Annotated in this window: 28 protein-coding genes and 1 tRNA gene; 11 read left to right on the plus strand and 18 right to left on the minus strand. The window is 60.0% G+C overall.

All coding sequences use genetic code 11. The annotated features are described in order from the left end of the window. Window positions 1–52: 52 nt before the first annotated feature. The 3 genes from GA0061100_RS24165 to GA0061100_RS24175 form a co-directional block, all read right to left on the minus strand. Window positions 53–129 (minus strand) — tRNA-Arg (locus tag GA0061100_RS24165). 125 nt (window positions 130–254) lie between these two features. Next, the gene (locus GA0061100_RS24170) at window positions 255–1,775 is read right to left on the minus strand and encodes a sensor histidine kinase (RefSeq protein ID WP_075855365.1); all 1,521 of its coding nucleotides are present in this window, start codon (window positions 1,773–1,775) and stop codon (window positions 255–257) included. A 159-nt stretch (window positions 1,776–1,934) separates the two neighbouring features. Then, window positions 1,935–3,941, minus strand: coding sequence for a HAMP domain-containing methyl-accepting chemotaxis protein (locus GA0061100_RS24175; RefSeq protein WP_075855366.1), 2,007 nt, complete (start codon window positions 3,939–3,941; stop codon window positions 1,935–1,937). Window positions 3,942–4,360: 419 nt separating this feature from the next. On the opposite strand from GA0061100_RS24175, the gene rpmH reads away from it, so the two are divergent. The 3 genes from rpmH to yidC are packed head-to-tail and all read left to right on the plus strand — an operon-like array spanning window position 4,361 to window position 6,727. Continuing rightward, window positions 4,361–4,495, plus strand: a complete 135-nt coding sequence (gene rpmH / locus GA0061100_RS24180; RefSeq protein WP_041677194.1) for a 50S ribosomal protein L34 — start codon at window positions 4,361–4,363, stop codon at window positions 4,493–4,495. A gap of 25 nt (window positions 4,496–4,520) precedes the next feature. Continuing rightward, entirely contained in the window at window positions 4,521–4,922 is a 402-nt protein-coding gene (gene rnpA / locus GA0061100_RS24185) for a ribonuclease P protein component (RefSeq protein WP_075855368.1), read from the plus strand. Then, the gene (gene yidC / locus GA0061100_RS24190) at window positions 4,919–6,727 is read left to right on the plus strand and encodes a membrane protein insertase YidC (RefSeq protein ID WP_425298704.1); all 1,809 of its coding nucleotides are present in this window, start codon (window positions 4,919–4,921) and stop codon (window positions 6,725–6,727) included. The genes rnpA and yidC overlap by 4 nt, the downstream gene beginning before the upstream one ends. A gap of 90 nt (window positions 6,728–6,817) precedes the next feature. Here the strand turns inward: yidC and arsK are convergent, their stop codons facing one another. From arsK to GA0061100_RS24210, 4 genes are read right to left on the minus strand one after another with little or no spacing between them, the layout of a single operon-like run. Further along, window positions 6,818–8,029, minus strand: coding sequence for an arsenite efflux MFS transporter ArsK (arsK, locus tag GA0061100_RS24195; RefSeq protein WP_083961431.1), 1,212 nt, complete (start codon window positions 8,027–8,029; stop codon window positions 6,818–6,820). Next, window positions 7,986–8,414, minus strand: a complete 429-nt coding sequence (gene arsC / locus GA0061100_RS24200) for an arsenate reductase (glutaredoxin) (RefSeq protein WP_075855370.1) — start codon at window positions 8,412–8,414, stop codon at window positions 7,986–7,988. The genes arsK and arsC overlap by 44 nt, the downstream gene beginning before the upstream one ends. Then, window positions 8,411–9,112, minus strand: a complete 702-nt coding sequence (locus tag GA0061100_RS24205) for an aquaporin (RefSeq protein ID WP_075855372.1) — start codon at window positions 9,110–9,112, stop codon at window positions 8,411–8,413. The genes arsC and GA0061100_RS24205 overlap by 4 nt, the downstream gene beginning before the upstream one ends. Before the next feature lie 25 nt (window positions 9,113–9,137). Further along, a complete protein-coding gene (locus tag GA0061100_RS24210; RefSeq protein ID WP_075855373.1) occupies window positions 9,138–9,491 on the minus strand; it encodes an ArsR/SmtB family transcription factor in 354 nt (117 codons plus the stop codon). A 42-nt stretch (window positions 9,492–9,533) separates the two neighbouring features. Here GA0061100_RS24210 and GA0061100_RS24215 point away from each other — a divergent pair, with 42 nt between their 5' ends. Together GA0061100_RS24215 and yihA are read left to right on the plus strand one after the other, a co-directional pair. Beyond that, window positions 9,534–10,046: a DUF6428 family protein gene (locus tag GA0061100_RS24215; protein ID WP_075855375.1), complete on the plus strand. Its 513-nt coding sequence runs from the start codon at window positions 9,534–9,536 to the stop codon at window positions 10,044–10,046. 837 nt (window positions 10,047–10,883) lie between these two features. Then, on the plus strand, window positions 10,884–11,543 hold the full coding sequence (yihA, locus tag GA0061100_RS24225; RefSeq protein WP_075855491.1) for a ribosome biogenesis GTP-binding protein YihA/YsxC: 660 nt from the start codon (window positions 10,884–10,886) through the stop codon (window positions 11,541–11,543). 74 nt (window positions 11,544–11,617) lie between these two features. Here yihA and GA0061100_RS24230 read toward each other — a convergent pair whose 3' ends face one another. The 3 genes from GA0061100_RS24230 to GA0061100_RS24240 form a co-directional block, all read right to left on the minus strand. Continuing rightward, entirely contained in the window at window positions 11,618–12,175 is a 558-nt protein-coding gene (locus GA0061100_RS24230; RefSeq protein ID WP_075855378.1) for a fasciclin domain-containing protein, read from the minus strand. A gap of 109 nt (window positions 12,176–12,284) precedes the next feature. Beyond that, complete coding sequence (locus GA0061100_RS24235) at window positions 12,285–12,998, minus strand: anti-sigma factor (protein WP_075855379.1); 714 nt, start codon at window positions 12,996–12,998, stop codon at window positions 12,285–12,287. Beyond that, window positions 12,995–13,534 carry a sigma-70 family RNA polymerase sigma factor gene (locus GA0061100_RS24240; RefSeq protein ID WP_015338658.1) on the minus strand — a complete coding sequence of 180 codons (540 nt, stop codon included), beginning with the start codon at window positions 13,532–13,534 and terminating at the stop codon, window positions 12,995–12,997. The genes GA0061100_RS24235 and GA0061100_RS24240 overlap by 4 nt, the downstream gene beginning before the upstream one ends. A gap of 285 nt (window positions 13,535–13,819) precedes the next feature. On the opposite strand from GA0061100_RS24240, the gene argB reads away from it, so the two are divergent. Beyond that, the gene (gene argB, locus GA0061100_RS24245; protein ID WP_069611182.1) at window positions 13,820–14,707 is read left to right on the plus strand and encodes an acetylglutamate kinase; all 888 of its coding nucleotides are present in this window, start codon (window positions 13,820–13,822) and stop codon (window positions 14,705–14,707) included. Window positions 14,708–14,863: 156 nt separating this feature from the next. Here argB and GA0061100_RS24250 read toward each other — a convergent pair whose 3' ends face one another. After that, a complete protein-coding gene (locus GA0061100_RS24250) occupies window positions 14,864–15,289 on the minus strand; it encodes a lipocalin-like domain-containing protein (protein WP_075855380.1) in 426 nt (141 codons plus the stop codon). A gap of 73 nt (window positions 15,290–15,362) precedes the next feature. Continuing rightward, complete coding sequence (locus tag GA0061100_RS24255) at window positions 15,363–16,133, minus strand: isocitrate lyase/PEP mutase family protein (RefSeq protein WP_075855381.1); 771 nt, start codon at window positions 16,131–16,133, stop codon at window positions 15,363–15,365. A gap of 217 nt (window positions 16,134–16,350) precedes the next feature. Here GA0061100_RS24255 and GA0061100_RS24260 point away from each other — a divergent pair, with 217 nt between their 5' ends. Continuing rightward, window positions 16,351–17,055 (plus strand): pyrimidine 5'-nucleotidase, encoded by a 705-nt coding sequence (locus GA0061100_RS24260; RefSeq protein ID WP_075855382.1) that lies wholly within the window; start codon window positions 16,351–16,353, stop codon window positions 17,053–17,055. Between the two features lie 113 nt (window positions 17,056–17,168). Beyond that, complete coding sequence (locus GA0061100_RS24265; protein WP_075855383.1) at window positions 17,169–17,900, plus strand: EF-hand domain-containing protein; 732 nt, start codon at window positions 17,169–17,171, stop codon at window positions 17,898–17,900. Window positions 17,901–17,971: 71 nt separating this feature from the next. Here the strand turns inward: GA0061100_RS24265 and GA0061100_RS24270 are convergent, their stop codons facing one another. Further along, window positions 17,972–18,844 (minus strand): LOG family protein, encoded by an 873-nt coding sequence (locus GA0061100_RS24270; protein ID WP_075855384.1) that lies wholly within the window; start codon window positions 18,842–18,844, stop codon window positions 17,972–17,974. A 215-nt stretch (window positions 18,845–19,059) separates the two neighbouring features. Between GA0061100_RS24270 and dapD the strand changes: the two genes are divergently transcribed. From dapD to GA0061100_RS24285, 3 genes are all read left to right on the plus strand, one after another. Continuing rightward, window positions 19,060–19,917: a 2,3,4,5-tetrahydropyridine-2,6-dicarboxylate N-succinyltransferase gene (gene dapD, locus GA0061100_RS24275; protein ID WP_075855385.1), complete on the plus strand. Its 858-nt coding sequence runs from the start codon at window positions 19,060–19,062 to the stop codon at window positions 19,915–19,917. Window positions 19,918–20,076: 159 nt separating this feature from the next. Next, complete coding sequence (gene dapE, locus GA0061100_RS24280; RefSeq protein WP_075855386.1) at window positions 20,077–21,270, plus strand: succinyl-diaminopimelate desuccinylase; 1,194 nt, start codon at window positions 20,077–20,079, stop codon at window positions 21,268–21,270. Continuing rightward, window positions 21,257–21,856, plus strand: coding sequence for a hypothetical protein (locus GA0061100_RS24285; RefSeq protein ID WP_075855387.1), 600 nt, complete (start codon window positions 21,257–21,259; stop codon window positions 21,854–21,856). The genes dapE and GA0061100_RS24285 overlap by 14 nt, the downstream gene beginning before the upstream one ends. A gap of 15 nt (window positions 21,857–21,871) precedes the next feature. Here GA0061100_RS24285 and truA read toward each other — a convergent pair whose 3' ends face one another. From truA to def, 5 genes are all read right to left on the minus strand, one after another. After that, window positions 21,872–22,675 (minus strand): tRNA pseudouridine(38-40) synthase TruA, encoded by an 804-nt coding sequence (gene truA, locus GA0061100_RS24290; protein ID WP_075855388.1) that lies wholly within the window; start codon window positions 22,673–22,675, stop codon window positions 21,872–21,874. Beyond that, window positions 22,675–23,622, minus strand: a complete 948-nt coding sequence (gene fmt, locus GA0061100_RS24295) for a methionyl-tRNA formyltransferase (protein WP_075855492.1) — start codon at window positions 23,620–23,622, stop codon at window positions 22,675–22,677. The genes truA and fmt overlap by 1 nt, the downstream gene beginning before the upstream one ends. Window positions 23,623–23,681: 59 nt before the next feature. Continuing rightward, window positions 23,682–24,101 carry a type II toxin-antitoxin system VapC family toxin gene (locus GA0061100_RS24300; protein WP_075855389.1) on the minus strand — a complete coding sequence of 140 codons (420 nt, stop codon included), beginning with the start codon at window positions 24,099–24,101 and terminating at the stop codon, window positions 23,682–23,684. Further along, window positions 24,098–24,376 (minus strand): FitA-like ribbon-helix-helix domain-containing protein, encoded by a 279-nt coding sequence (locus tag GA0061100_RS24305; protein ID WP_244557939.1) that lies wholly within the window; start codon window positions 24,374–24,376, stop codon window positions 24,098–24,100. The genes GA0061100_RS24300 and GA0061100_RS24305 overlap by 4 nt, the downstream gene beginning before the upstream one ends. 76 nt (window positions 24,377–24,452) lie before the next feature. Beyond that, window positions 24,453–24,968: a peptide deformylase gene (gene def, locus GA0061100_RS24310; RefSeq protein WP_075855391.1), complete on the minus strand. Its 516-nt coding sequence runs from the start codon at window positions 24,966–24,968 to the stop codon at window positions 24,453–24,455. Window positions 24,969–25,099: the final 131 nt, after the last annotated feature.

A 25,099-nucleotide genomic window follows, 5' to 3' on the forward strand; every position in this document is an offset into this window, starting at 1 on the left:
CTCAGACGTTGGTGCCCAACTTAATTCTCTATTGGCATGGAGAAGAAGAAAATGGCGCACCCGAAGAGATTCGAACTCCTGACCCCCAGATTCGTAGTCTGGTGCTCTATCCAGCTGAGCTACGGGTGCGTGGCCGAAACGGAAGAAACCGTTGGCGTGGGCGGTTCTCTAAAGCCTCCCTTGAGGGAATGCAAGTGGATTTCTGAAAAAGATCGCGATTTTCGTGCATATTGACGCCAAGCGACTGAAAACAATCAGCTTTCTTGGAGGCTTCTGCTGCGGTAATCGTCGAGAGATACCGGGCGGTCGGGAATTTCGATGCGGAACTGCGTGCCGGCGGCCGGTTTTTCAACGAGCGCAATCGTTCCGCCATGGGCAAGGACGAGCTCACGGGCAATCGCCAGGCCAAGGCCGGTGCCGCCCGAACGAGCCGAGCCGCGGAAGGCCGTGAACAGGTTCTCCCTCGCCTTTTGCGGCATGCCGGGTCCGGTGTCATCGACGGTGATGCTGACGACGCTGCCGATTCGATGCGCCGACACCGTGATCCGCCTGACGCTATCGGGCTCCGCCTCGCCGAAAGCGATCAGCGCCTGATGGGCGTTGCGGCAAAGATTGTGGATGACGCGGAACAGCTGCTCGCTGTCGGCATCGACCTCCAGATCCGGGCTGAGCTGCTCGATGAATTCGATGCCGCTATCCGGATCGATCGCCAGAATATCGCGGACTTCCTCGATAAGCTCGAATATGCGAATCTTGCGCCGGCGAGGCGCCGACTCGGAGGTCTGGCCATAGGACAGGACCTCGGTCGTATAGCCGACGGCACGGTCGATGGTGCGCAGCAGCTTCGGAGCGAAGCGCTTGACCATCGGGTCATCGACATCGACCAGACGGTCCGACATCAGTTGCGCGGCCGAAAGGATATTGCGCATGTCGTGATTGATCTTCGACACCGCCAAGCCAAGCGCAGCCAGATTCTTCTGCTGTTTCAAGGTTTTCTGCAATTGCGACTGCATCGCGGCGAGATGCCGGCCGGCTACGGCCAGCTCATCGCGTCCCTTCTCCGGCACAAGAACACGGCCGGGATCCTCCGGATCATCAGAATAGGCCTGCATGCTGTCCGTCAGCCGGCGGATGGGGCGGATCATCATGCGGTTGATCGCAAAGAAGATCAGCGTCGCGGTGAACAGGGAAATCAGGATCGAGACGAAGAACACGCTGACCGAATAGGCAAGCATCGCATTGCGCAGGCGGGTATCCTTCAGCACCACCTCGATGCCTGTGTTGGCATCGCCGCCGACGGGGCCGAAGACGCGGATGATGCGATTGCCGCCGAACAGCAGCGTATCGAGCGCATCCTTGATCGCGGTCAGCTGGGACACATCGCTAAGATCGTATTTCTCGTCGACGGAGGCCGGCATCTCGGCTGTTGCCAGCAGGCGCGAGGTACCGTCCTTGCGCAGAACGATGGCCCGCGTGCCCGTGGCCATCAAAGTCTCCTTCTGCAGCGCCCGCGGCAGCTCGGCAGGCTGCAGGCCATCGATGACGATAGCAGCGGCAGCGGCGGTGTTCAGCCGATCTTCCAGCCAGCGCAGCCGCATATTGGCGACGGAGGGCACGAAAATCAGCACTTCCGCCAACGAAATGAAAACGACGGTGAGGATGAGAAGCTTGCCGGAAAGCCCGCCGAAGATGCCCGTCGGGCGGCAGAACTGGGACAGGCGGCCCTTCTCGACCTTGCCGTTCTTTACGGCGCCCTTGTCCTGCCCACTGTCCATTTCAATTGTCCCGCTTCGCCGCAAAGCGATCTGATGCGACCTGATCGAAACTACATAATAGGCGATTGTGGGCTTTTTTCCAATCGGCTCGGCATTTTGGCACAAGACAAAGGCCGGCGACGACGCTCAGGCGCCGTAACCAGCCTCATATTCGCGGGATCAGAACTCTTCCCAGCCCTGCGCCGTGGCAGCCGGCGCAAGCGCTCCACCACCAAAGGCAGTCGCGACCCTGTCGATCATGCGCCGCGCCGGCGAAGCAGTCGGACGATGCGTCTCGGCGCGCGCTGGAACCGGGGCGGGAGCGTGAACAGCATCGACCTTGAAGCGGGAGACGAGATGGACAAGGCCATCTGCCTCCGCCGCCAGTCGATGGGTCGCGGCCGATGTTTCCTCGACCATGGCGGCATTGCGCTGGGTGACTTCATCCATCTGGTTGACCGCGTTGTTCACTTCGGAGAGACCCGTCGCCTGCTCACGCGCCGCCGTTGCGATCGAGTGGATGTGGTCGTTGATCTTGAGCACGCGCACCTCGATGGACGACAGCGCCTCGCCAGTCGCCTGCACGAGCTTGACGCCGACCTGCACCTCACCGCCGGACTTGCCGATCAGGGCCTTGATATCCTTGGCGGCTGTCGCGGAGCGCTGGGCAAGCTCGCGCACCTCCTGCGCAACAACAGCGAAACCCTTGCCCGCCTCGCCGGCGCGGGCTGCCTCAACACCTGCATTCAGCGCCAGAAGATTGGTCTGGAAGGCGATATCGTCGATCACGCCGATGATCTGGCTGATCTCGCCGGACGCCTGCTCGATCCGCCCCATGGCATCGATGGCATTGCGAACGACCGTACCGGAACGTGCTGCATCGTCCTTGGCTTCGCTCACCATGACACTGGCTTCGCGCGCCCGCTCCGTGGAATTCTGGACGACGGACGTGATCTCGTCGAGCGCTGCCGAAGTCTCCTCAAGAGCGGCCGCCTGCTGTTCCGTACGCTTGGAGAGGTCGTCGCTGGCGTGACGCAGCTCATTGGTGTTGGAGTTGATCGAGCCTGTGGTCTCGCGCACTTCGCTCATGGTGCTCTTCAGCGTCGCGAGCGTCGTATTGACGTTCTGCTGCAGCTCGGCAAAGGCGCCCTGGAATTCGCCCTTCATTGCCTGGGTCAGGTCGCCATCCGCCAGGCTTGCTATGACGCGGCGGACCTCGCCGATCCCAGTGTCGACACTGATCAGGAGCTCGTTGACGTTGCGCGCGAAGCGGTTGAGATTGACGTCGCCATAGTCCTTCTCGATGCGCTGGCTGAAATCGCCGGCTGCCGCGGCAGAGACTGCGAGAGACATGCTCGACTGAAGCTCGTCGCTCTTCACCCGCATTGCCGTTTCCTCGGCATTCATGCGGCGCACGGCATTGCCGTTTTCCTTGAATACGTCGACGGCTGCCGCCATCTCGCCGATTTCGTCCCGACGGCCGGCAAATGGTACCTCGATATCGAAATTGCCGTTGGCGACATTCTTTATCGCATCAGTCACCTTGCGGATGGGGCGGCTCAGATGGACGGTTCCGATATAGGCGCCGAGGCCGACGCCCGCCACGATACCGGCGATCATGATGCCGAGGACGACCCACAGGACATTGCTGTGGAAGGTCGCAATCTCGGCCTCGGCCTTTGCGAGCTCCGCCTTGTCGGTCTCGACGATCGCATCGATCTCAGCCTGGAAAGCCTTGCGGTTGGCGCGGTTCGCTTCGTTATTGCCCTGCTTACCGGCGGCATCCGGGCCATCCGTCACGCCGAGCCTGGCCGTTTCCGTGCGAAAGACGCGAAACTCCTGGGCACGGGCCTGCAGTTTGGTGAATTCCGGCTTCTGCGTATCCGGCACCAGGGGCGCCCAGCTCGTCAGCACCTTGTCGATTTCGTCAAGATCGGCCATCAGCCCATCGGCAAAGGGTTTGGAATCCTTTGCCGCAGCAGCGGCATAGATGCCACGCGCTTCCATGACCACGGCGGTCACGTAGCGATTCAGGCGCTCGCCCATGTAAGCGCGGCTCGCCGTCTGCTCGTAGCTCTGTAATTTCTGGTCATATTGATGCAACGCATAGAGGGCCGTGGCGCCAATCAGAAGCGCTGCCCCAGCCATGACAGATACAAGCAGATTTATTTTGCCGCGAATTTTCACAATACCCCTCCGGCGCAGATCCCATCCCCCATAAATCGATGGGTTTTACGACATAGAGCTAGATATCGGCTAAAATCATTAATGTTATATTGAAGTATTTTTAATCTAAACATACGACATTCTTCACTATACTTCCCATATATTTTAGAAGATTCGCAATCTATATTTAAGGTTGCACGCACATTCAGCCGGTCACTGCCACCAAATGACGCGCCGCCGACACCAACAGCGTGAATTTGCCGGAAAACAAGGAATCTGCGCCGCTATAATTGACTTCCGGGGCCTTGATCCGTATAAGCCCGCGCACGTCCGGTCATGGTGCCTGCATTTGCGGGCCAAGTCCGTTCGCCATAATCAACAACGCTCCTTGCTATTGAAGCAAAGCTCAAGAAGGGCCGCACTCCGCGGTGTTTAAATAAATGAAGCGTACCTACCAACCATCCAAGCTTGTCCGCAAGCGTCGCCACGGCTTCCGTGCGCGCATGGCCACCAAGGGCGGCCGCGCAGTTCTTTCTGCTCGCCGTAACCGCGGCCGCAAGCGTCTTTCGGCCTAAGGGCCGAAGTGCCCGATGATCCAGGATGGCGGGCAAATTGACGAATGAACGACCAAAAAAGACTGTCGGGCGGCTGAAAAGCCGGCCGCAGTTTCTTGCAGTCCGCGAAGGCGAGAAGCGCAGAGGCGGCTTCTTCCTGATTGAGGTGCTGGACCGCAAGCTTGCCGACGCCGACCCCCGCGTTGGATTTACCGTCACCAAAAAACATGGCAATGCGGTGGAGCGCAACCGCATGCGGCGCAGGCTGAAAGAAGCCGTGCGGCTTCATGCAGGGTTTGCAATGCAGCCCGGACACGACTATGTGGTTGTCGCGCGGCGCGATGTGCTGACCGCTCCTTTCGAAAAACTGGCAAGCGAACTCGTAAGCCGCGTCGAAACCAGGCCGAAACATCGGCGGTCGGAAAACGACCGCTCCAGGAAAGTATGATGGAAAACAACCGCAATTACTTCATAGCAATTGCACTGTCTGTGCTGATTGTTCTCGGCTGGCAGTTTTTCTACATGAACCCGCGCCTCGAAGCGCAGCGCCAGGCCGAGCAGGCCGCCAAGGCCCACCAGCAGGCGCAGCAGACCCAGACGACGCAGTCGCCCGCAGCAGCGGGTGCCGCGGTGAACGGCTCGTTGCCGGCAGGCGGTCAGACGGCGCCGGCGGTCCTCACCCTCGAGCAGTCGGTCGCCAAGACCGCTTCGTCGCGCGTCATCATCGACACGCCCGCGCTTGCCGGCTCCATCAATCTGGAAGGCGCGCGTTTCGACGACCTCCAGCTCAAGGCCTATCACGAGACCGTCGACAAAAGCAGCCCGATCATCACGCTGTTCAGCCCGGCCGACACCAAGAACGGCTACTTTACGGAACTCGGCTATGTCGGCAGCGATGCCACGGGTTCCGTTCCCGGACCTTCGACGGTGTGGAAGCTCGCAAGCGGCGACAAGCTGACCGACAAGACGCCGGTGACGCTGTCCTATACCAACGACAAGGGCATCACCTTCAGCCGCACGATCTCGGTCGACGATCGCTACATGTTCACGATCACCGACAAGATCGCCAACGCCGGCCAGGCTCCGGTTTCGCTGTCGAGCTACGGCCGCGTCACACGCTACAACAAGCCTGAAACGCCATCTGCCTACGTTCTGCACGAAGGCTTCATCGGCGTTATCGGCGACGATGGCCTGATCGAGACCAAATATGCGTCTACCGAAAAGGAAGCCACGACGCCTGCCAAGGCGACCGGCGGCTGGCTCGGCATGACCGACAAGTACTGGGCTGCAACCATCGTGCCGCCACAGTCGACGGCGTATGACGCACGTTTCTCGCACTTCACCGATGGCACACCGCGCTATCAGGCCGATTACAAGCAGGATGCCGTCACTATTGCTCCCGGCCAGTCGCAGGATCTGAAGAACCTGGTCTTCGCCGGCGCCAAGGAAGTTCCGGTCATCGACCGCTACGAGACGAGCTATTCGATCCCGCGCTTCGATCGCCTGATCGACTGGGGCTGGTTCTATTTCATCACCAAGCCGATGTTCAAGCTGATGGACTTCTTCTTCCGCTACTTCGGCAATTTCGGCGTCGCCATCCTCTGCACGACCATCGTCGTCAAGGCGCTCTTCTTCCCGCTCGCCAGCCGGCAATATGCCTCGATGGCGAACATGAAGCGCATGCAGCCGAAGATGGAAGAACTCAAAGCCAAGTTCGGCGACGACCGAATGGGGCTGCAGCAGGCAACGATGCAGCTTTACAAGGAAGAGAAGATCAATCCGATCGCCGGCTGCTGGCCGGTACTGCTGCAGATCCCGATCTTCTTCTCGCTCTACAAGGTGATCTACATCACCATCGAGATGCGCCACGCGCCGTTCTTCGGCTGGATCCAGGACCTCTCCGCGCCGGATCCGACCTCGATCGTCAATCTCTTCGGCCTGCTGCCGTTTGCGGCTCCGACCTTCCTGCATCTCGGCGTCTGGCCGCTGATCATGGGCGTCACCATGTTCTTCCAGATGCGCATGAACCCGACGCCGCCGGACCCGACCCAGGCGATGATCTTCAACTGGATGCCACTGGTGTTCATGTTCATGCTGGCGAGCTTCCCGGCCGGCCTCGTGATCTACTGGGCTTGGAACAACACGCTCTCGGTCATTCAGCAGTCGATCATCATGAAGCGACATGGTGTGAAGGTGGAACTCTTCGACAATCTGAAGGGCCTCTTCAAACGAAAACCGGCACCATCGAAATGACGACAAAAGCCCCGCTCCGGCGGGGCTTTTCTTTTGTAGCGGCAAGTGCCATCGGCGTGAACTCCGGCACCGATGTGCCGCCAACAACGGTCATCGCAATGCTGCGATGGAAGATAGAGCAGCGATGGAAAGCCCACCCAGAGCGGCCGTGATGACGAGTGACGGCATGATGCCGATATTCTCCATCGCGAAGGCCAGGACGAACGGGGCGAGAGCTGAAAGGATCAGCCGTGCCGCCATCATCTTCCCCTGTAGCTTTCCGTAGCCATCGCTGCCGAAAAGATGCAGAGGCAGCGTGCCGGTGACGATGCTCAGGAGGCCGTTGCCCATGCCGAAGATCATCGCGAAGGCCATGGCGCCGGGTACGGAGGGAGCAGAAAGCAGAAGCACGAGCACTCCGCCCGGGATCAGCATCGAGGCGATCACGGCCAGATGGAGTGCGAGCAGGTTCTTGCCGAACACCATGTTGATGAGGCGGCTGCCGACCTGCGACGGACCGAAGAGTGTCCCCACGAGAGCGGCGGTCGCGCCGAGGCCGAGACCGGACAGCAGTGGCACCAAATGCACCAGAATGGCCGAACTGACGAGCGACATCAGCGAAAAACCCATAACCATGACCGCAAAGCCAAGGCGACGGCGAGCAGGTGGCAACACACCCTCGACGCGCGGAGCTATGCTCGATGCCTTCGCCTCGTGCATAGTTCCCTGACGCACCAGCCACGCGTGGATTGGCAGGCAGATACAGAGGTTGAGGACGGCGAAAACCAAATAGACGTTCTGCCATGCGAGATGCGAATGGAGTGTCGTGGTTACCGGCCAGAAGATTGTCGAGGCGAATCCGCCGATCAGCGTCAGATAGGTGATGCTGCGGGAGGCGACCTGCGGTCGGATTTGCACGAGCAACGCAAAGGCCGCGCCATACTGGACCAGATTGGCGGAAGCCTCGATCGCAACAAGTGCTGCGACATAAGCTGCCTTGTTGGGTGCAAAGGCACAGGCGGCCAAAGCGGCTGCCGCCGCGAAGGAGCCGATCGTCATCACCCGGGCGGCTCCGATCCTGTCGAAAAGCACGCCTAGCCACGGTGCGGTGAGGCCGCCTATCAGAAGCGCGACCGACAGCGCGCCGAAAACCCATTCGCTCGACCATGCGAACTGCGCGACCATATCGGGTGCGAGGATGCTGAAGCTGTAATAGAGAGTGCCGTACCCGATGATCTGCGTGACACCGAGCGCGAGCACGGCAAGAAGGGGCACCCGTTCAGACAAGGCGCTTGCCGTCAGCGTCGAGAACCTGCTCGCCATCTTCTTTGGCGAACGGGCCTTTATGCGTGTCGGGCAGGATATCCAGGACGACTTCCGAAGGCCGGGCAAGACGCGTGCCCATGGGCGTTACGACGAACGGGCGGTTGATCAGGATCGGATCCTTCAACATGGCATCGAGCAACTGGGCATCGGTCAAGTCCGGATTGTCGAGGCCGAGCTCGACATAGGGCGTGCCCTTTTCACGGATCGCCTGCCGGACAGTCAAACCCGCCTCGGCAATCATCTTGATGAGGTCATCGCGACTTGGCGGATTGCTCAGATATTCGATGACGGTCGGCTCGATACCGGCATTGCGGATCATCGCCAACGTGTTGCGCGAGGTGCCGCAGTCGGGATTGTGGTAGATCGTAACATCCATGGTCATGGGATGGCTTCCGTTTCAGAGAGAGTTTGAGGATTGCGGACTTCCATCAGCAGCCAGTTCGCAAGCATCAGTGCCAACACCGCGCCAAGGATTTCCGCGACGATAAAACCCGGCAGATCGACAGGACGGATGCCGGCGAAGGTGTTCGTCAGCGAGCGGGCGATTGCGACAGCCGGATTGGCGAAGGAGGTGGAAGCGGTAAACCAGTATGCGGCCGTTATGTAGAGGCCTACCAGCCATGACACGGCGTCGGCGCGAAACCGCAAGCCGGCGAGGATGGCGAAGACAAGGCCGAAGGTGGCCGTCACCTCGGCCAACCATTGCGCGCCGCCGCTGCGAATGGTCGTCGAAGCCTGCAACAAAGGCAGTTCGAACATCGCATGCGCGAGGAGTGTTCCGGCAATGCCGCCGAGGGTCTGCGCGACGATATAACCCAGAGCCGACATCGCGGTCAGCTCGCGGCGCAGCGTGAAGACCAGCGATACGACCGGATTGAAGTGAGCGCCGGATATCGGCCCGAGGACGATGATCAGCACGACAAGGATCGCGCCGGTAGGCAGCGTATTGGCGAGCAGCGCAAGCGCAATATCGGTCGTCAGCCTGTGCGCCATGATGCCAGAACCGACGACCGCCGTGACCAGAAGGCCCGTGCCCAAGGCCTCCGAGACAAGGCGGCGCGAAAGCGGAAAAGATGTCACGGCTTCAGGCCCCGGATCAGCATATTCATGGAACGTTTCTCGCAGCTGGTACACAGCAGGCGGCGACTTGCGCCGCCGGCGCGCAGACCTCGGGATGCCCCGCACAGCAGTCTTCCATCAGGAAGCGGACGAGACCTCCGAGCACATCGTAATTGGCGGTGTAGACGATAGAGCGGGATTCCCGCTGCTGGCCAATGAGGCCGGCCCGATCCAGTTCCTTCAGATGGAACGAAACATTCGAGGGCGATACCTCGAGCTTCTCTGCAATCGCGCCCGCAGCCATGCCATCAGGACCGGCAACGACGAGCATGCGGACGATCTGCAGGCGGGTCTCCTGAGAGAGTGCGCCGAACGAAGCGAGGGCTTGACCTTCATCCATATTTCAATAATCCTTGAAATGTTGAAATATGGAGTACATCAAATGAATGCGATCGACAAGACCCTGGCTTCGGATATCAACCTCGGCCTTCTGCTTGAGACTTTGGCCGCTGCCCGCGATCTGCCCCTTGTATTCCGCTATGACGGTCGGCCGGTGAGGCCGGGCTATCATGTCACAGAAGTTAAGGCCGGGCAGTTTTCGGCATTGGACTGCGGGGCCAACCCGGAAGCATGGGCTGAGATTTTCGTGCAGCTTTGGGATATCGAGGAAGGCAACCGCACGCATATGCCGGCGGGCAAATTCGCCGCTATCATCCGCAAGGTTTCCGAGCATGTGCAGCTCGACGGCTCCGCGAGGCTGACCTTTGAGGTGAGCGACGGGGTGCAGCCGATGCAGCTCTACTGCGCATCAACTCCTGTTATCGGCGACGATGCCGTCTATGTCGAGCTCATTGCCCGCGCAGCCAGCTGCAAGCCACGCGACCGGTGGCTGGCAGAACAGACCCAAGCGGCAGCCTGCTGTGGATCAGCGAATGCTGCCAAGTGCTGCGGCTAGTCATTACCGACTCCTTGGCCGACACCGAAGCTCGGCGGCACGAAGCGTCATGGCTTGAAGGTGGAGCTCTTCGACAATTTGAGGGGCCTCTTCAAACGAAAACCGGCGCCATCGAAATGACGAAAAAAGCACGCTTCGGCGAGGCTTTTCTTTGTGATTGATATTTCGATGCGAGCGGGCTGGGTACGCCGCGGTCTTCTCAGCTCGTGCGCTCAGATGCGAGATGCTGACGGAAGAGTTCGAGGACATCCGCATCAAACGTCTTGTGGAAAGCGGCCCTGTCAAATCCCGCCTGACCGTGCAGATCTCAGGCTGCGGCATCGAGCCTTAGCACGACTTGCGCGGCGCCGTGGTGCAGCAATTGCGGATTTTACAGGATCACCATGGCTGCGGATGAAAATTCCGGTCTAAGTCGACCGCCTGGGAAATTTCAGCCGCGCAGAGTCGGGTAATTCCATCGCCCCGCTAACAAGCTGCGGGCATCGGCGAGAATCTGCCTGTACTCAGGCTTGAACGGAGCAGTAAGCTGCTTCTCGATATCCCCGAGCAAACCGTTCAATACCGCGCATTCGGCAGGGCTCTCGAAACATGATTCATCGGGAGTGTGTGTCCCCTTCGGATCGGACCAACGAGAGAGAAGCTCGAATAGAACGACGGCTTCCTTCGCATCGAGGCATATTTCTACGACATCGTCGTCTTTCGTGGGATCTTGCTCCATCTGCGCAGCATGACAGGGTACGTGCAGGTCCGCAACGTGTCACACACATCGATCAAAACTTGACTTTCATGGGCAAAACCCCGAAGCCAGATCATCAAACCAAGCAAACGACCGGGCAAATGGCAGACCAGACGACAAAAGACGACAAGCCGCTTTTCGGGCGTCCGTGGATCTTCATCCGCGGTGTGCCGTCGATGAAATTTCTGCCGCCGGAAGGGCCGCCGGAAATCGCTTTTGCCGGCCGCTCCAATGTCGGCAAGTCGTCGCTGATCAATGCTCTGGTCGGACACAAGGGGCTGGCGCGGACCTCGAATACGCCGGGGCGCACGCAGGAGCTCAACTATTTCGTTCCCGACGGTTTTTCCGGCGAGGGTGGCGATCTGCCGCCGATGGCGCTGGTCGACATGCCTGGCTACGGCTACGCCGAAGCACCCAAGGATCAGGTCGATGCCTGGACGAAGCTGGTCTTCGACTATCTGCGCGGACGCACGACGCTGAAGCGCGTCTATGTGCTGATCGACAGCCGCCATGGCATCAAGAAGAACGATGCAGAGGTTCTGGATCTGCTCGACAAGGCCGCCGTTTCCTATCAGATCGTGCTTACGAAGACCGACAAGATCAAGGAGGCGGGCATACCGAAGCTGCTCGCCGATACCGCCGAAAAAATCCGCAAGCGCCCGGCCGCCTATCCCGGCATCCTCGCCACCTCCTCGGAAAAAGGCGTGGGACTTCAGGAATTGCGCGAGGCCATCGGGCTGACGGTCGGCATCCAGGTCTGAGGACCGCTCCGATACAATGAGGCCGCCGCCCCCGACCCCGCGTAAGGCGACGGCGGCCGTGTTGCCGCTAAGGATTACATCTTCGGCAACAACACCTTGTCGACCACATGGATCACGCCGTTCGACTGCTTGACGTCGGCGATTGTGATATGGGCGGTGCCGCCGGCCTCATCGGTCAGCGTCAGCTTGCCGCCCTTGTCCATGGCCTTGATGGTACAGCCGCCGACCGTTTTCAGATCGTATTCGCCGCCCTTGCTCATCGCCCACTTCTTGATGGCGGCGGCCATGTCATCACCGGCCACGACATGGCAAGTCAGGATCTTGACCAGCTTTTCCTTGTTTTCCGGCTTCAGCAGCGTTTCCACCGTACCGGCCGGCAGCTGCTTGAAGGCTTCGTTGGTCGGTGCGAAGACGGTGAAAGGGCCTTTGCCCTCAAGGGTATCGACGAGACCGGCCGCCTTCACGGCCGCGACCAGTGTCGTGTGATCCTTGGAATTCACGGCATTCTGGATGATGTTCTTGCTGGCATACATTGCCGCACCACCCACCATCGGGTCCTTGGCGTAGGCGAGGCTGCTTGCAGCGGGCAGCATCGCGGCGATGGCGGCAATGCGAAACACGGTCTTGATCATGACGTCTCCTCTTCCTCTCTGTTGCCCCGCTCGGGCGGGGTCGGAAGAGGATACGGAGCGCGCCGACGATAAGTTTCAGCCGCCAGCAGCTTTTATGAGACGCAGTCCCTCAGGGCAGATGGATCGTGCCGGAGGCAACCACATCGCCCGTGGGCTTGCCGGTCGGCGAGCCGCCAAAGGGTTCGACGCTGACGGCGATGATCGCGCCTTCCGTCAATTTGGCGTGAAGCTCCGGCGACAGGACGATTTCGCCATCGCCAGTCGGTGGCAGGATGCCCAGCGCCTCGGCGGGATCGCTGCCGCGAATCAGCCAGAGCTCCAGCGATTTCTCCTCGGGCTTGCCGGCGGCGACCGGCGTAATTTTCAGACGCCCGTTGGCGATGTCGTAGTTGGCGAGGAGATTGAAGGGACTGTTCTGGCCGGAAAGAGACGCGGTGAGCTGCTTGCCGGGGGTTGTGCGCAAGCCGCCTTCGTTCGTGATGGCGAAGACGAGTACGCCGGCCGCCAAAAACAGCGAGCCGAAGGCGACGGAACGCCAGAGCATCAGCGAATTCCAGAGATGGGCACCGAGTGCCACTTCGCCGAAAATCCGCTTTTCGATCTTTGGATAGACCGAAGGGGATGGCGTCGCCGCTTCGTATTCCTCGTTGAATTCCGAGAGGTTCTGCTCCCAGCGGCTGACGATGGCGGCAAACTGGCGGTCGCTGCGCATGCGGCGCTCGACCTTCTGCCGGTCCTCCAAGGAAAGCACGCCAAGCACATATTCTCCGGCCAGGACTTCGTCGCGGGAGCGGCCTCCCTTGCTTTGATCGGGCGTACTCATCGGTCCATGCACTCTCTCAGTCTAATCAGGCTTCGGCGCAGCCACGTGCGCATAGTGTTCAGTGGCACAGCGTGCTGGTCGGCGAGCTCCTGATAGCTCAAGCCCTCGACATAGGCGCTGCGAACTGCCCGCGCGCGATCAGCTTCCAACTCTTCCATGCACCTGTCAATCCGCCTCCCCTCTCCCTTCACGATTGCTTGTTCTTCGGGGCCGGGTTCCAGGTCGGCGAGATCGTAAGCGCTGTCTATTTCGTCGGCTACGGGCTTGCGCGCGCGGATGAAATCGATGGCGCGGTTGCGTGCGATCGTCATCAACCAGGCCATTGCCGGCCCTTCCGCGACAGCAAATTGCTCGGCCCGCTGCCAGACCTTGATATAGACCTCCTGCAAAACCTCTTCCGCATCCGCCTTGTTGCCAACGATACGCAGGCAAACACCGAGGAGTTTCGGGCTGGTACGCTTGTAGAGCGCGGCAAAGGCTTTCTGATCGCGCATGGCGATGCGGCCGATCAGCGCTTCCGTCTCCTCGCTCGCCATCCAAATCCCCGGGGTGCGATGCCTGCACCATCTTTAGAAGAAAACTTCGCTTCGGCAAACGTGTCCGCACCATCAATTTCGGCGACGCTAATGTGACATAGCGTCAACTAAGGCGCAGCGCGATCTTTCAGATCCGCTTTTCGCGCTTTAGGTATTTGATTTTGCCCATGTCGTTGTCGCAAAACCGCTGCGCACATTTGCGCGGCATGTTTTAATCCCGAGATCATTATTCCCTCTGTCAAAAACTTGAGATAAAAGGCCGCGATCAATTTCGAAGGGTGCACCATGTCCGAAGCCCAAAGCGAACTCCAAGCCAACCTGCTCGCACAGGCGCTGCCCTACATGCAGCGTTACGAAAACAAGACCATCGTCGTGAAATACGGTGGCCATGCCATGGGCAATGTCGAACTCGGCAAGGCCTTTGCCGCCGATATCGCCCTGTTGAAGCAATCGGGCGTCAACCCGATCGTCGTTCACGGCGGCGGCCCGCAGATCGGCGCCATGCTGACGAAGATGGGCATCGAATCGAAGTTCGAAGGCGGCCTGCGCGTCACCGACCAGAAGACGGTCGAGATCGTCGAAATGGTGCTCGCCGGCTCGATCAACAAGGAAATCGTCGCGCTGATCAACCAGACCGGCGAATGGGCGATCGGCCTTTGCGGCAAGGACGGCAACATGGTCTTCGCCGAAAAGGCGCACAAGACCATCAAGGACCCGGATTCGAACATCGAGCGCGTGCTCGACCTCGGTTTCGTCGGTGAAGTGGTCGAAGTCGACCGCACGCTGCTCGACCTGCTCGCCAAGTCCGAGATGATCCCGGTCATCGCCCCGGTCGCCCCCGGCCGCGACGGCGCGACCTACAACATCAACGCCGACACCTTTGCCGGCGCCATCGCCGGCGCGCTCTCCGCCACACGCCTGCTCTTCCTGACGGATGTTCCCGGCGTTCTCGACAAGCAGGGTCAGCTCATCAAGGAACTTTCCGTCGCCCAGGCCCACGCGCTGATCGCCGACGGCACCATTTCCGGCGGCATGATCCCGAAGGTCGAAACCTGCATCGACGCCATCAAGGCAGGTGTTCAGGGCGTCGTCATCCTCAACGGCAAGACGGCCCATTCGGTGCTGCTCGAAATCTTCACCGAGCGTGGCGCTGGCACGCTGATCGTCCCGTAAGGGCGGCGTCGTCTTAAAGGCTAACTGAATAATTGGCTGATTTTAATCTGTTGTGATTCCGTTGGGCTGCGAAGCCCAATGGACATGACGGTGGCTTGGACTAAAACTACCAGCCGTGTGAGCGGCGTGAGGCGTTGAAAACACGGCGCAGGGAAATTACCCGCGTCTAAACTTGAGCACAGCCCTTCCTGTTGGATTGCCCGATACCAACGGATTGGGCATCCAGCTCGTAAAGACCTCGAGCGTGTCTCCATCAAGCTTGTAGAAGCGTTCCTGCTCACTGCCGTTCCAGGCTTCATTCCAGGACGAGTCGATCTTTGTGATGAACCTGTCCCCCTCTATCCGATAGCGTCCGGTATAGGTCATCATGGTACGGAACAGTCCGAGCAGTTTCTCATCTGTAGTCCCTGGCTCCCGCGCCTCGGCGGTCACCAGCACCATCATTCGCCCATCCGGGCCGAACATAAGGTACCCATTGGGGTGGTCGCCCCACGGTCGACTGCGCTCCTCTGAAGCCTGAAGCTCAGTGTCAAAGGAAACCAACCGCCAGCTACCGTGGAGCTCGGTGTCGCGCTCAGACATTTTCACTCCTGTCGCACTTTGCTCAAGGTACCCACTTGTCGGGAACGGAAAGTATCCTGGCTCCCATCATGCCTCAAGTCGGCCGGTAGATTGCCTCGGCTTCGCTCTTCAGCATTCCCATGACAGAGCGGTAGGGTGCCGGCCCGTAGCTGATGCGGCTGACGCCCAGCTTTGCCATGGTCTCGTTGTCAGGCGTCGTCGGGCGCACCATGATATTGACAGGCAGAGGCGAACGCTCGCAAAGAGCCCCGATCAGTTCCGGTTCGACCAGGCCCGGTGCGAAGAAGCCGCTGGCGCCAGCCTCGGCAAAGGCATCGGCGCGCTGAAAGGCGTCATCCAGCAGCAGCTGATGATGGGCCGTATCGCTTTCCTGCAGGAAAAGATCGGTGCGGGCATTGATGAACAGCGGCATCTCGCGGCGGTCCGCCATTTCCCGGATGGCGCGGATGCGCGCCGCCTGCGTCTCGATAGGATGAACGCCCTGACCGCCGATCACCTGATCCTCGAAATTGATGCCGATGGCGCCGTGATCCATGATCTTTTCGACATTGGCGGCAACCTCCTCGGGTTCGACCGCATAACCACCCTCGAAATCGACCGACAGCGGCAATGGGCTCGTCACCGAAATCAGCCGGGCGGTGACCGCCAGCAGCGATAACGGAATGGCCTGGCCGTCGCCGAAACCATTGGCTGCGGCAACCGACCAGCTTCCCGTCGCCAGCGCCTTGGCGCCAGCCTCGGTCACGGCCTTGGCCGAGCCTGCATCCCAAATATTGAAAAGGATCAGCGGCTCACCCTTCTTGTGCAGCCGCGCGAATTCCTGCGCCTTTTCCACCTGACTCATCGCATCCCCTCCGAAAAGCCCGGCCGGGCGATTTCTCCTCCGCGACCCAAAAGAGCGTAAGCTCTCCCTCACATGGCAAATAGAGTAAAACCCCGGAAATCAATGGTAAAATCATAGCCGGCATTGGATCGCACGGCAATCTCCCCAAAATGGCTGAGATGCCGCAGTGTGAATATTTCCCTTCCCCCGCCTGGAGCGGGCATGCCATAAGACCGGCATGAACCAGACAAAAACACTATCCGAGCCTTCAGATTTCGCCGACATCCGCGATTGGGTGTTCGATCTCGACAACACGCTCTATCCGCACCATGTCGATCTCTTCGCGCAGATCGACAAGAACATGACGGCTTACGTCTCGGCCCTCTTGCAGATGGAGCGCGAAGATGCCCGCAAGCTGCAGAAGCAATATTACCTGGAGCATGGCACGACCCTGCAGGGCTTGATGATTCATCACGGCATCGACCCCAACGATTTCCTGGAGAAGGCGCATGCGATCGACTATTCGGCGCTGACGCCGCAGCCGGAGCTCGCCGCCGCCATCAAGGCGCTGCCGGGACGCAAGTTCATCTTCACCAACGGCAGCGTCAAACACGCCGAGGCGACGGCCGGCGCTCTCGGCATCCTCGACGGGTTTGATGATATTTTCGATATCGTTGCGGCGGACTACGTGCCGAAGCCGGCCGGGACGACCTACGACAAGTTCATGAGCCTTCATCGCGTCGACACGAAGAAGGCCGTCATGTTCGAGGACCTGCCGCGCAATCTCACCGTGCCCAAGGCGCTGGGCATGAAAACGGTGCTGCTGGTACCACAGAATCTCGAGACAACGGTCGTCGAATGGTGGGAGCGCACGACCGGCGAGGACGATCATATCGACTACGTGACCGACGATCTCACCGCCTTCCTCAAAGCGCTGATTTAACCATTCATTAGAACGGGGTTACCAAAGTTTCATCCGCCTTACAGAGGTTTAATTGGTCGTTTTCGACCGCCAGCCGTATCGTTTGACCATTCCTCGACACGAAAGGAAAAGCGATGAACGGGAAAAAACTTCTTCTGGCTGGACTTTCCGCAACCCTGCTTCTCAGCGGTGCCGCACAGGTAGCACTCGCCGCCTCGCATGATGGCGACGGCCGGGACAGGCATCATCATCAAGGCCGCTGGCACAGACCGCATTTTTCGCCCGAAGTCCTTTACGTCCGCATGCTGAAGGAATTCGGCAATCCCGGCGATACGAAGCTCACCAAGGATGAAGTCAAGGCGGGTGTCGACAAGATCTTCGACCAGATCGACGTCAATCATGACGGCGAAATCACCCCTGGCGAATATCGCGCCTACCGCCAGGAGCAGATGAAGCAGTGGCGGGCCGAACATGCCAAGGCCGATGGCGATCAGACACAAAATGGCCAGGCTCAGGGCGGCGACCAGGCTCAAGGCAATCAAGCCCAAGGCAATCAGGCACAGAGCAATCAAGCCCCGGCCGACCAGTCCAAGAGCGACCAGGCTCAAAACGACCAAGCCCAGAACGACAATGACAACGACAAGGGCGGCGAAGGCCATCGCCATCACAGACCGCATGGCCGCTTCATGCACGAGGGTGGCTTCATGCGCGGTGCGATGATCTTCCGTTTTGCCGATACCGACCAAAGTGGCCAGATCAGCAAGAAGGAAGCCGAAGACGCCATGAACAAGCTCTTCGACCGGCTGGACCGCAACCACGACGGCGTGGTCAACCTGGATGACATGCCGGGCCGGCCGCTGCTGTAAGCCGATAGTTCCGGCAATAGTCCCATGAACGGACGCCCGCCCTCGCCTCCGCGACGGCGGGCTTTTCATTGTCAGTGCCCGTTGTCGTGCTCATAGAAGTCGGCGACGATCTTCCATGCCTCGTCGGCGGTATCGACAAAGCTGATGAGGTTCACATCGTCGGGCGCGATGGTGCCGAACTCGGCCAGCGCGTCGAAATTGATGATGCTGCGCCAGAACTTTTCGCCGAAGAGAATGAGCGGCAGGCGCTCCATGCGACCGGTCTGGATGAGCGTCAGGCATTCGAACAGCTCGTCCATCGTGCCGAAGCCGCCCGGGAACACGGCGATCGCCTTGGCGCGCACCATGAAGTGCATCTTGCGGATCGCGAAATAATGGAAATTGAAGCTGAGCTCCGGCGTCACATAGGCGTTCGGCGCCTGCTCGTGTGGCAGCACGATGTTGAGGCCGATCGAGGGTGCCCCTTCTTCGGCCGCACCGCGATTGCCCGCCTCCATCACGCCCGGGCCGCCGCCGGTGACGACGACATATTCGTGGTAGTCGAAACCGGCGGAATAGCGCGAGCAAAGCCGGGCGAACTTGCGCGCTTCCTCGTAGTAAACCGATGCAGCCTCGAGATTGGCGCGTTGCACATCATTGCGCGCGGCCCAGGCATTGGTGCCGGGAGCAGGAATGCGCGCGCCGCCGAACATGACGACCGTCGACTTGATGCCGCGCTCGGTCAGCGACATTTCGGTCTTCAGCAATTCCAGCTGCAGGCGGATCGGCCGCAACTCCTCGCGGCAGAGGAAATCCTCGTCCGCATAGGCAAGGCGGTAGGACGGCGACATCGACTGCGGCGTGCGCGGCACCGACTCGGCTCGCTGCTTGTCCGCCGAGCTCGTCTTCAACGGGTCCCAGACCCCGTCCTTGCGCCTCAGCCTGCCGTTCTTCCCCTTGCTCATCTATTCATGCCTTTCGAATCGATCATGACAGGCCATTTCCATTCGCAAACAGAAATAGCCAAGCTCTTGCATATGCCCCTACAACGCCTTGAATCCAAGCTCAATCGGCGCGGAAAAGACATTCCATTTTCGGCATCCATGCTATAGGACCAATCGACCGCTTCCGGACCTTTATCCGGAAATCCCGATAGGCCCTGACGTTGTAAGGAATTCCCATGAGCGCTACCGACCTTGCCTCCCTCGAAAAGTCCATCGAGGCTGCCTTCGACAATCGCGACAATGTGAACACGTCGACGCGCGGCGAAGTCCGCGATGCCGTCGAAACGGCGCTCAATCTTCTCGATAGCGGCAAGGTTCGCGTGGCCGAGCGCGGTGTGGACGGTAACTGGACCGTCAACCAGTGGCTCAAGAAAGCGGTTCTGCTCTCCTTCCGCCTGAACGACATGAAAATCGTTGAAGGCGGCTCCGGCGGCGCAACCTGGTGGGACAAGGTTCCCTCGAAGTTCGAAGGCTGGGGTGAGAATCGCTTCCGCGAAGCCGGCTTCCGCGCCGTGCCGAACGCCGTCGTGCGTCATTCGGCCTACATCGCTCCCAACGCCATCCTGATGCCGTCCTTCGTCAATCTCGGCGCCTATGTCGGTGAAGGGACCATGGTCGACACCTGGGCAACCGTCGGCTCCTGCGCCCAGATCGGCAAGCATGTACATCTTTCCGGCGGCGTCGGCATCGGCGGCGTGCTGGAGCCGATGCAGGCCGGCCCGACGATCATCGAAGACAATTGCTTCATCGGCGCCCGCTCCGAAGTCGTCGAGGGCTGCATCGTCCGTGAAGGTTCCGTGCTCGGCATGGGCGTCTTCATCGGCAAGTCCACCAAGATCGTCGATCGCGCCACCGGCGAGATCACCTATGGCGAAGTACCGCCCTACTCGGTCGTCGTCGCCGGCGCGCTGCCGAGCGGCAATACCATGGCGAACGGCCAGCCGGCCCCGAGCCTTTATTGCGCCGTCATCGTCAAGAGTGTCGATGAAAAGACGCGCTCGAAGACCGGCATCAACGAGCTGCTGCGCGACTGATTTTGGAATTTTTCGGAAGCGCGGTTGCCATATCGCGCTTCCCTTATGCTTGCCGGATGAACATGCCTGTGCGATTGCTGGAATCGCGGCAAGGATTTTCGACTCATCGCCAATCCTTTGCCATCGCTTTGCCATTTCCCGCCGGATAAATTGCCTCCGATGACCGTTACCAATCCCATCACGAATCTGCAGACCCTGATCCGCTGCGCCTCTGTCACCCCGGCCGAGGGCGGCGCGCTGACCGCGCTTGCCGACATGCTGCAGCCTCTTGGCTTCAAGGTGGAGCGCATGACGGCCATGGAGCCGGGAACGCCCGATATCGAAAACCTTTATGCGCGGCTCGGCACGGATGGGCCGCATCTGATGTTTGCCGGGCATACGGACGTCGTTCCCGTAGGTGATGCCGCCTCGTGGAGCCATCCGCCCTTTGCCGCCGAGATCGCCGATGGCGAGCTTTTCGGCCGCGGCGCCGTCGATATGAAGGGCGGCATCGCCTGTTTCGTGGCCGCTGTCGCGCGCCATATCGAGAAACATGGCAAGCCTGCCGGTTCGATCTCCTTCCTGATCACCGGCGACGAAGAGGGACCGGCGATCAACGGTACGGTCAAGCTGCTACAATGGGCAGCCGAGCGCGGCGAGACATGGGATGCGTCGCTCGTCGGCGAGCCGACCAACCCCGACCGGCTCGGCGACATGATCAAGATCGGCCGCCGCGGCTCGGTCTCCGGCACCATTACCGTTCACGGCGTTCAAGGCCACGCCGCCTATCCGCACCTTGCCGACAATCCGGTGCGCAGCATCATCAAGCTGACGGAAGCGCTACTCGACCCGCCCTTCGACACCGGCACGGACAATTTCCAGCCATCGAACCTTGAAGTGACAACGATTGATGTCGGCAATGCCGCCACCAACGTCATCCCCGCCAGGGCGACCGCCACCTTCAACATCCGCTTCAACGATACCTGGACGGCCGACACGCTGAAGGCGGAAATCCTGGCCCGCCTGGATGCGGCTGCGGCCGACCAGACGCTGCGCCCAGGGCGTCCGCCGGCGAAATACGACATCGTCTGGTCGGAGCGCCCGAGCCAGGTGTTTTTGACGCGCAACAACGCGCTGATCGCCTCGCTCTCTTCCGCCGTCGAAAACATCACTGGCCAAAGGCCGGCGCTTTCGACCACCGGCGGCACGTCGGATGCCCGCTATATCAAGGACTACTGCCCTGTCGTGGAATTCGGCCTCGTCGGCCAGACCATGCATATGGTCGACGAGCGCGTGGCAGTCTCGGATCTCGAAACGCTGACCGGGATCTACCAGACCTTCATCCAGCGCTGGTTCGAGAATGCCGACCTTTAGGGAAGTCCAATACTATCTGTCCGGTCTCTGGCTGCTGATCCGCATGGATGCGCGCGGCTTCCAGTATCTGGACATAACGGATCGCGGCATGATGCGCTCCTTCTGGGCGATCTTGTGGAGCCTGCCGTCGATCGGCATTTCCTGGCTGTGGTGGCAGAAGGCCTATCTGACCGCCATGCCGCCGGAGACATCGACCGGTCTCGGCTTCTTCCTGCGCCTGGCCTTGGTCGAGCTTGCGAACTGGCTGGTCCCGCTCGTTCTTGCCGGCGTGCTGCTGCTGATTTTCCGTTTCGGCGACAAATTTACGCCCATCGTCGTCGTGGTGAACTGGCTGGGCGTGCCGACATCCTATCTGAATGCGCTGCTCATCGCCGTGATCGCTTTCGTCCCCGGCTCCAGCGGATTGGTGGCGCTGCTATGGCTGGCGCTGATGATGGCAATCATCTTTTCGCTGGCGCGCATGCTCAGAATGATCTGCGGCACGCATCCGCTCTTCATCGGCACGCTGACGCTAGTGCTGCTCATTCCGACCATGCTGCTGACGGATTTCCTGCAGCGCTTTCTGGGCGTTTATCCGCCGGGTTAAGATGGTCAGTGTGGACTACGACAGATCGTCGCCGTCATCTGCACTTTCGCCGTCGCCAGGCAGCCCGGTACCATCGCGATAATCCACCTGCATGAAATAGAGCCCATCCGGCGGAGCGACAGGGCCGCAGGCCTTGCGATCCTGAGCTTCGAGCGCCGCGCGCACATTGTCAGGTGTCCACTTGCCCTCGCCCGCCAGCTTCAAGGTGCCGGCGAAGGAGCGGATCTGATTGTGCAGGAAGCTTTGCGCCGTGGCGCGGATCTCGATGAGTTCGCGACTGCGCGTCACGTCAAGCCGGTCGAGCGTGCGCACCGGGCTGTTTGCCTGGCAATGCGCCGACCGGAAGGTGGTGAAATCATGCCGGCCGACAAGGGTCTGGGCGGCGGCGTGCATGACCTCGTGATCCATGTCCTTCGGCACCCACCATGCGCGTCCGGCTTCCAGCGCAAGGGGCGCGCGGCGGGCGATAATGCGATAGAGATAATGACGGCGGATTGCCGAAAAACGGGCGTCGAAGCTTGCATCGACCTCGACGATATCGAGAATGGCGACCCGCTCTCCGGCCATCCTCAGATGGGCGTTGAGCGCATTGCGCAGCGTGTAGATCTTCCACTCCTTGGAAAGATCAGCATGCATCACCTGTCCCATGGCGTGCACGCCGGAATCGGTGCGTCCCGCGCCACGGATTGAGACCGTCTCGCCGGTCAAAGACCGGATGGCGCCCTCGATCGCCCCCTGCACTGAAGGGCCGTTCTCCTGGCGCTGCCAGCCGACATAGGGGATGCCGTCATATTCGACGGTCATTTTGTAACGCGGCATCAGCCCTGCTCCGAAGCGAGCACCGTACCCGACGCGATCGACGTGCCACGCAGGAAATCCGCCGCAGCCAGCGGCTTGCCGCCGGCCTTCTGCAACTTCGTCAACCTAACGGCGCCGGAAGCGCAGGCAATGACGAGATCATCCGTCAGAACCTTTCCCGACGCACCGTCGCCCTCCGCCAGTTCCGAGCCGAGCACCTTGATACGCTCTGGGCGGCCCGCGATGTCGACCTCAAACCAGGCGCCTGGGAAAGGCGACAGGCCGCGAATGTGATTGTGGACATCGGCCGCCGGCCTGCCGAAATCGATGCGGGTTTCACCCTTGTCAATCTTGGCGGCGTAAAGGACCCCTTCGGAGGGCTGGGCGGTCAGCGGAAGCTCGTCATGCTCCAGTCTGTTCATCGCCTCGGCCATCGCCTTTGCGCCGACGAGCATCAGCCGGTCGTGCAGCTCGCCTGCAGTCATGGTGTCGCCGATCTCGACTTCTCGTGTCAGCGCGACCGGGCCAGTATCGAGCCCCTTGTCCATCTTCATCACCATCATGCCGGTCTTCGCATCGCCGGCCATGATCGCGCGCTGGATGGGGGCAGCGCCGCGCCAACGCGGCAGCAACGAGGCGTGGCCGTTATAGCAGCCAAGGCGCGTGCCTGACAGAATTGCATCCGGCAGCAGCAGGCCATAGGCAACGACGACGGCGACATCAGCTTCCAGATCGCGAAAGCGCTGGCGCTCGTCCGGATCCTTGAAGTTGACGGGCGTGAAAACCGGCAGGCCCAGCAATTCGGCCGCCTGATGCACCGGCGATTTCTGCAGATCAAGCCCACGCCGGCCGCCGGGGCGCGGCGGCTGCGTATAGACGGCACGAACCTTGTGCCCAGCATCGATCAAGGACCGCAGCGTCGGTACGGAAAATTCGGGCGTTCCCATGAAAATGATGTTGAGCGACATGCGATCCATCCGGCTAAGATATCAGTTTCGAGCGACCCGAGCGCCATCAGGGCCAGATGCTAGCCGCCTTCAAACGGGTTTATGAGCTTGAGATCAAGCCCCTCGAAGTCTTTTGTGTTGCGCGTCGCCAATGTCGCGCCATTCGCAAGACAGATGGCGGCGATCATGGCGTCCTGCACGGAAATCTGATGGCCCGAACGTTCGCGACGGGCGCGAATGCGGCCTGTCTCGATGGCGGATTTTTGGTCGAACCTAAATATCCTACCCTGGAACGACGCCAGCAACGCATTGAAAATCCGTATGTAGCGATCGGATTTTGTACGAAGTAAAAAGCGCTCCGCACCATAGGATTGCTCCATCACCACGACATCACAAAGATAAAACTCAGTGCTTGGCCGGGCCTTCATCCAGCTGGCAACATTTCGATCAGGTGCAGGTTTTTCCAATTCGGAAATAATGTTCGTGTCGAGGAGGATCATTCAAAGTCCTCGACCGACCGGCCGAAGTCCTTCTTTCGCTCCACCTCGATCTCATCCATGATACGGGCATATTCCGTTGCCGCCACATCATCGCCATCGTAAAGAATTGGTCGAAGAAGGTCCCAAGCAGACAATCGGGAGTTCTCCGTTTCGCTATTCTCCGCGACCAAGGCTTTTCGCAAGAGTTCTTTCGCTTCGTCCGAAAGACTACGCCCGGCCTGCTTTGCCCGTTCTGCGATGTCCTGCTTCATCGGCTCGGAAATATCGCGAATCAAAAGGTCACTCATCCACGCCTCTACTTGATATCAATGATATCATAAGCGTTTCAGGCTGATCTTTCAATGCCAGAGGTCAGAGCGCCTTCGACTTGGCCGCCTTGGTGAACTTCTTGATCACCATGTCGCGCTTCAGGCGAGAGATGTAGTCGATGAAGAGCACACCGTTCAGGTGATCGATCTCGTGCTGCACACAGGTCGCAAGCAAGCCGTCTGCTTCGGTCAGCTGCTCCTTGCCGTTGCGGTCCAGATGCTTGACGGTGACGCGTGCCGGGCGCTCCACTTCGGCATAGTAATCCGGAATGGAAAGGCAGCCTTCCTCATAGACCGAACGCTCGTCCGAGGACGCAACGATCTCTGGATTGATGAAAACCAGCGGCTTCTTCTCTTCGCCTTCGCGCGCGACGTCGATGACAAGCATGCGGCGGGGAACGCCGATCTGGATCGCCGCAAGGCCGATGCCCGGCGCGTCATACATGGTTTCGAGCATGTCGTCGGCGAGACGCTGAATTTCGGTATCGATCTGCTCGATGGGCTTGGAAGCCTGGCGGAGCAACGGGTCGGGCAAAATGATGAGTGGCTTGATCGTCATGACGTTTCCCTTAACGCATCTTGTCGTGCGATGGAATCGCCAAGATGGCGATGGCGCGGTGTTTTTTCGCCGGCGGCGATCTCAACAGCAGCAAATAGGCTCGAAATTTTGTTCACGTTTTGATCTGGATA

Source organism: Martinezella hainanensis, from assembly GCF_900094555.1.
In the GTDB taxonomy this organism is placed as follows: domain Bacteria; phylum Pseudomonadota; class Alphaproteobacteria; order Rhizobiales; family Rhizobiaceae; genus Rhizobium; species Rhizobium hainanense.

Bases quoted from the DNA above. Each gene is read 5' to 3' on its own strand.
- GA0061100_RS24170 (WP_075855365.1), bottom strand. From the start codon at position 1,775: ATGGACAGTGGGCAGGACAAGGGCGCCGTAAAGAACGGCAAGGTCGAG.
- truA (WP_075855388.1), bottom strand. From the start codon at position 22,675: ATGCCGCGTTACAAAATGACCGTCGAATATGACGGCATCCCCTATGTC.
- GA0061100_RS24235 (WP_075855379.1), bottom strand. From the start codon at position 12,998: ATGAGTACGCCCGATCAAAGCAAGGGAGGCCGCTCCCGCGACGAAGTC.
- GA0061100_RS24300 (WP_075855389.1), bottom strand. From the start codon at position 24,101: ATGATCCTCCTCGACACGAACATTATTTCCGAATTGGAAAAACCTGCA.
- GA0061100_RS24230 (WP_075855378.1), bottom strand. From the start codon at position 12,175: ATGATCAAGACCGTGTTTCGCATTGCCGCCATCGCCGCGATGCTGCCC.
- rpmH (WP_041677194.1), top strand. From the start codon at position 4,361: ATGAAGCGTACCTACCAACCATCCAAGCTTGTCCGCAAGCGTCGCCAC.
- GA0061100_RS24240 (WP_015338658.1), bottom strand. From the start codon at position 13,534: ATGGCGAGCGAGGAGACGGAAGCGCTGATCGGCCGCATCGCCATGCGC.
- argB (WP_069611182.1), top strand. From the start codon at position 13,820: ATGTCCGAAGCCCAAAGCGAACTCCAAGCCAACCTGCTCGCACAGGCG.
- rnpA (WP_075855368.1), top strand. From the start codon at position 4,521: ATGGCGGGCAAATTGACGAATGAACGACCAAAAAAGACTGTCGGGCGG.
- GA0061100_RS24285 (WP_075855387.1), top strand. From the start codon at position 21,257: ATGCCGACCTTTAGGGAAGTCCAATACTATCTGTCCGGTCTCTGGCTG.
- fmt (WP_075855492.1), bottom strand. From the start codon at position 23,622: ATGTCGCTCAACATCATTTTCATGGGAACGCCCGAATTTTCCGTACCG.
- GA0061100_RS24270 (WP_075855384.1), bottom strand. From the start codon at position 18,844: ATGAGCAAGGGGAAGAACGGCAGGCTGAGGCGCAAGGACGGGGTCTGG.
- arsK (WP_083961431.1), bottom strand. From the start codon at position 8,029: ATGGCGAGCAGGTTCTCGACGCTGACGGCAAGCGCCTTGTCTGAACGG.
- GA0061100_RS24260 (WP_075855382.1), top strand. From the start codon at position 16,351: ATGAACCAGACAAAAACACTATCCGAGCCTTCAGATTTCGCCGACATC.
- GA0061100_RS24215 (WP_075855375.1), top strand. From the start codon at position 9,534: ATGAATGCGATCGACAAGACCCTGGCTTCGGATATCAACCTCGGCCTT.
- GA0061100_RS24250 (WP_075855380.1), bottom strand. From the start codon at position 15,289: ATGTCTGAGCGCGACACCGAGCTCCACGGTAGCTGGCGGTTGGTTTCC.
- GA0061100_RS24210 (WP_075855373.1), bottom strand. From the start codon at position 9,491: ATGGATGAAGGTCAAGCCCTCGCTTCGTTCGGCGCACTCTCTCAGGAG.
- def (WP_075855391.1), bottom strand. From the start codon at position 24,968: ATGACGATCAAGCCACTCATCATTTTGCCCGACCCGTTGCTCCGCCAG.
- arsC (WP_075855370.1), bottom strand. From the start codon at position 8,414: ATGACCATGGATGTTACGATCTACCACAATCCCGACTGCGGCACCTCG.
- yihA (WP_075855491.1), top strand. From the start codon at position 10,884: ATGGCAGACCAGACGACAAAAGACGACAAGCCGCTTTTCGGGCGTCCG.
- dapE (WP_075855386.1), top strand. From the start codon at position 20,077: ATGACCGTTACCAATCCCATCACGAATCTGCAGACCCTGATCCGCTGC.
- dapD (WP_075855385.1), top strand. From the start codon at position 19,060: ATGAGCGCTACCGACCTTGCCTCCCTCGAAAAGTCCATCGAGGCTGCC.
- GA0061100_RS24265 (WP_075855383.1), top strand. From the start codon at position 17,169: ATGAACGGGAAAAAACTTCTTCTGGCTGGACTTTCCGCAACCCTGCTT.
- yidC (WP_425298704.1), top strand. From the start codon at position 4,919: ATGATGGAAAACAACCGCAATTACTTCATAGCAATTGCACTGTCTGTG.
- GA0061100_RS24255 (WP_075855381.1), bottom strand. From the start codon at position 16,133: ATGAGTCAGGTGGAAAAGGCGCAGGAATTCGCGCGGCTGCACAAGAAG.